This is a genomic window from Vibrio sp. D401a (genome assembly GCF_030248515.1).
Classification (GTDB): Bacteria; Pseudomonadota; Gammaproteobacteria; order Enterobacterales; family Vibrionaceae; genus Vibrio; species Vibrio rotiferianus.
In genome coordinates this window covers 1-4,520 of the sequence record NZ_JAHGAI010000066.1, presented here as the reverse complement: position 1 = coordinate 4,520, position 4,520 = coordinate 1, and the positions used below count along the sequence as shown (strand labels likewise).

4 protein-coding genes are annotated in these 4,520 nt (G+C 39.0%); all 4 read right to left on the bottom strand.

Annotation, left to right across the window (positions count from 1 at the left end; translation table 11 throughout):
• Window positions 1-82 precede the first annotated feature (82 nt).
• On the bottom strand, window positions 83-955 hold the full coding sequence (locus KIV41_RS23005) for a hypothetical protein (RefSeq protein ID WP_277684034.1): 873 nt from the start codon (window positions 953-955) through the stop codon (window positions 83-85).
• 138 nt (window positions 956-1,093) lie between these two features.
• Entirely contained in the window at window positions 1,094-1,795 is a 702-nt protein-coding gene (locus KIV41_RS23000; RefSeq protein WP_285337745.1) for a hypothetical protein, read from the bottom strand.
• A gap of 236 nt (window positions 1,796-2,031) precedes the next feature.
• Window positions 2,032-2,520, bottom strand: a complete 489-nt coding sequence (locus KIV41_RS22990; RefSeq protein ID WP_061065151.1) for an HAD-IIIA family hydrolase — start codon at window positions 2,518-2,520, stop codon at window positions 2,032-2,034.
• A gap of 125 nt (window positions 2,521-2,645) precedes the next feature.
• Window positions 2,646-3,710: a hypothetical protein gene (locus KIV41_RS22985; RefSeq protein WP_215810217.1), complete on the bottom strand. Its 1,065-nt coding sequence runs from the start codon at window positions 3,708-3,710 to the stop codon at window positions 2,646-2,648.
• Between the last annotated feature and the right edge of the window lie 810 nt (window positions 3,711-4,520).

The window sequence follows — 4,520 nt, the reverse complement described above, 5'->3', positions numbered from 1 at the left end:
CGCATTAAGGTGTGAGCGGCGCTTGGCTATACTTGAGCGAAGCGAAACTGCCAAGCGTTGCGAATCACTCTTAAATGCTTTGTTAGGCTAATTTTTCACGAGCATCACTAAACTTTTTAAGAGCCGTGCCGTCCGAGTAACCAGTGTCTAAGAAACCTTGATTGTTTAGTTGAAACCATAAAGATAATGCAGCATCTAGACCAAACTTGTTTTCTTCTGGATCAAGATTTTTCAAATACACTTCTGGAACTTCAGCTAGGTCTTCCGCATACCATCGAACACCATTAGGAAAATGGATTCCGTCTTGACCAAAGTTTAATAGAGACTCCCCACTAGCATAACGGCTGACCGTTGATGCATCTAAATATAACCCTCGAACATAAACCTGATTTTTCCAGCAGATCGCAACACTTGCAGCTATATAACCACGCGACTTCCAATAGGAAAATACCCAACCACTACAAAGGTAGTAACGAAAGTAAGGCTTATTATTAATATGGCCTAGAGTCTCTTGCAGAATGAGGACAGACTCTGTTCCTCGGTCGACTTTATCGACAGTGAGTAACACTCCATCAAGGTTATCACTTCCAGATTTTGCTACTAGTCCAGAGAGAAAATCACTAAATTTCTGCGGGTACTTATAAAAGTTGTAGGTTGAGTAAACCTCTTCTGATGAACCATCTAACCAATCTCGGTTTATACCGAAGAGATTACATGTAGAAACAAGAATTTCGTTGTTTAGCTTTTCAAGAAGACGTTCGTCACTACTAACATCATGGAGTGTTAAACCATGCCCGATGACATTAGGAATTTGATTTCTGTGGACTCCATGAGCTTCAAAAACGCTAACTAAACGAGTAGATAAAAGTTCCTGAGGTGTTTTGTCACTCTTTTTGAAAGGCTTAATAACCCTTTCCATTAAAGATACAAATGACTCAATTTCTCCGAATATCAACTGGTCTTCTCCTTATTAGCCTAACGCCCTGTTAAGGTGTGAGCAACGCAATACCTATGCTGCCGCATACCACCTTAATCACTTAAACCAACGCATGATGAAAATGCCACGCGTTGCGAATCACTCTTAAACAGATTGTTAGGCATTTTTCGCGATTGTGTAGAGACCGTCTGACATGTCCATTATAGGAAGCTCAAGGTTGTCATAGCAATCTAATTTAGTTCCCCGTAAAAAGAGGTTATCACCATAGTCAATAACCAAGTATTCGCCATCATATTTATTTAAACGCCCACCCTGAATATTACCTCCTATAAATATCTTGCTAGAGTCATTAATATTTTCTTGGAGTACTGAAACACATGCTATGTGAATTGCAGTGTCAAAATCTTCATATTGATACTGCAGGGTATTTATTTTATTCAATATTTGCTCTTTAACTTCTTCACTACCATCCCCCAGAACGGATAGAGCAAAGCCATTTTCTGATTTAATGGACTGAAAATAGATATTCCCAGCGTCATCAGCATGACATTCAATCAACTGAGGATTCAGTTTATGGTCAAACAACGCAAACGACATTTGGATTTGCTTATCTCTGGAATCACACCAGAAATCTAATACTTTATCTTCGATAGCATTTTTTATGTCGTTGTACCATAGCGTATATCCAAACTTTAAATATGTTTCAATATGCAGTGTACATTGAAGCCCCAAAGATACATTTCCTGCTATCGCAGTTAATATATCAATATTACGACCAAAATAAGCTCTAACACCGGATATGTTGTGAAACTTAACGGCGAAAGGTGTCTGATGGACTATCTCTTGATCAGATGGCAAAAAAGCACCTTTATCTGGGGACTTTCGAGTAGTGGTAAGTAGGGAATCAGTTAATGACACCGCTTTACCTGAGTCTGTTATATACGTAACACAAAGTGTCATAATTTTCCCTATATGCCTAACGCCCTGTTAAGGGGTGAGCAACGTAATACCGATGCTACCGCATACCACCTTAATCACTTAAACCAACGAATAGTAAAAGTGCCACGCGTCGCGAATCCCTCTTGAACAGTTTGTTAGCTTTTGGAGCTTCCGTTTACAAGATCGTGAACCCAGATAAAATCACAACTTGCGCTTTCCGCTGCAATTTTATCTTTAAGGCGATCACCTACGAAAACCGTCGATGCGGGCTCGACATCAAAATGCGCTATTATGCGCTTTAACATTCCGCCTGCTGGCTTTCTGCAGTCACATTCACCATCAATGGCATGCGGGCAAAACTGAATGGCTTCTCTATCCGGAAGAAAACCAAAAACGCCTATAACCATATCATTAAGGAGTTGAAGACTTACTTCCTCTGTAAACTCACCCCTAGATATACCCGGCTGATTTGTCGCAATACCAAATTTTTTGGATGTCCAATCGTATTCGCTGAGGACATTACAAACATCACCTTTTAACACCCACTCCCCGTGTGCAAGCGGATAAAACTGACCTTCAACAGTACACTCCCGTAGTGTATCGTCAGCATCAAAGATGACCAATTCATACCTATTCAAATCCATCGAGTAACTCTTTGAGTTCTGAAGAAAGCTAACGCCGCATTAAGGTGTGAGCGACGTTTGGCTATACTTGAGCGAAGCGAAACTGCCAAGCGTTGCGAATCACTCTTAAATGCTTTGTTATAAATTTATTGCATACTGTACTCATAACAACTATCTGAAAATTCAAATTTAAGGATCGATGCAGTACGGTCTTCGTTAGGAGATGACATCCTTAAGTCCAAGTCCCCCCTTGTGATTTCGGGATAAAACTCATCAGAGCAAGATATTAACGCCTCAGTTATAGGAATTGACAGCTCATTTTCACTAAGCCATTCATAAGAAAGTGAATATTTATCCGCAATACTTTCAATCATCTTTCTTTTAAAAGGAATAGTACCAGCTTCTTCATAGAACCTAGTCACACTTAATCGACTTTTAGAATAGTCATTTATATTTTCCCCTAGAGGTAGGTTAAGAGTTTCCCTAGCATAAGCGTTATACTCACTTAAACGATCAAAAAACCATCGTCCACTTCTCTCCTCTATCAACTCCGCTGCGAATTCATCAAGCACAATTGTCGGTTTGACTGATTTTTTAAGCTCTTTGAGTACGTATGAAAAGAAGTCAACCAGATAATTATATAAAATGCTTGTGTAATATATGAAGTAGGAACCAGCTGATACCATAAGCCCTTTAGGTTTCGAGTATACTGAACAATGTGGCATAACACTGTCTACATTTTCATTATAAACATTGAACATCAATTCATCATTGTCATAGAAAGGAATAATATTTACCCCCCCATGAACAATACGATTTCTAATTTTATTTATATCTTGATACCAAGATAAAGATAAAAAGTCATGGCTACGCTTATATTCTTCAAAACTATTTTCCAGTTTTTCATATTTATTGCCTTTTTTGTAACCAAGAACATAATCTGCGATCTGATAAGCCAAGTCCCAAATCGTACTTATTTTCAGGTAGCAATATTCAATCGTTTGAATGCGCATCAACTCATTTCTTTTATAGTCAAACCCAGAGGAATTTTCATTAAGAATAGAATCAACCGACAAATACAATTTCGTAAAGTTTGTAACTAAGTTCTTGCATTTACGAATGAATTTTTCATCATCTAAACCATTGTTTTCGTATGTTTGCATAAATAACAATAGGTCAAACATAGGGTTCTTTATACTATCAGCTTGCACAATACCTCTCCTAATTTATAACGCCTTGCTAAGGTGTGAGTAACGCAATACAAAAGCTACCGCACGACGCCTTAATCACCATAAGCCACCGCATAGTAAAAATGCCACGCGTTACGAATCACTCTTAAGCAATTTGTTAGTACATGCGCTACTTCTATTTGTGCGCTCCAAGATATTGAAAAGTAGCACAATATGAAAGGCTTTGAACACTGAAGTGAGACGGGCAGCTACAAAACTTTACCGCATTGAGAGACGGAAGTTGGCTAGAAGAAAAACACAATGAACTCCCCTTCTTTCACTCACTTCAAATTAGAAAAGGATTCGATCCTCGAACTCCGACAAACAGCCCTAGAGGAAGACAAGATTCGCTTAGAAAGCACAGCTAAAGTGAAGAAGTGCCAAAGAAATAGGCTAAGAGTTAGAAACCGTAAACGATGAAATCAAAGCAAACACTCCCCATATAGTGCCACCGGAAAGAACGTGAAAGGCACTAACTGAAGGGTGTAAAGAGAAGCGCCAAAACAGATAAACACCAAAACTTATGACCTTTGATGCCAAACCCGTACTAACGCCCTGTTAAGGTGTGAGCAACGCAATACCAATGCTTCCGCATACCACCTTAAACAATAAACGCAACGCATAGTAAAAATGCCACGCGTTGCGAATCACACTTAAACAGATTGTTATATTTCTTTTCCCTCGAAATAAGCTATTGCCCTTTTTCGAACTAATCCAACTTCTATGTAATTCCACCCTCCACCAATAACCCCGCCAACTATTGGCAATGTTTTGGTTACAATGCCTTTCTGA

What these genes read in the sequence shown, in the direction of transcription:
- KIV41_RS22990 (WP_061065151.1), bottom strand. Translation starts at nt 2,520, where the DNA reads ATGGATTTGAATAGGTATGAATTGGTCATCTTTGATGCTGACGATACA.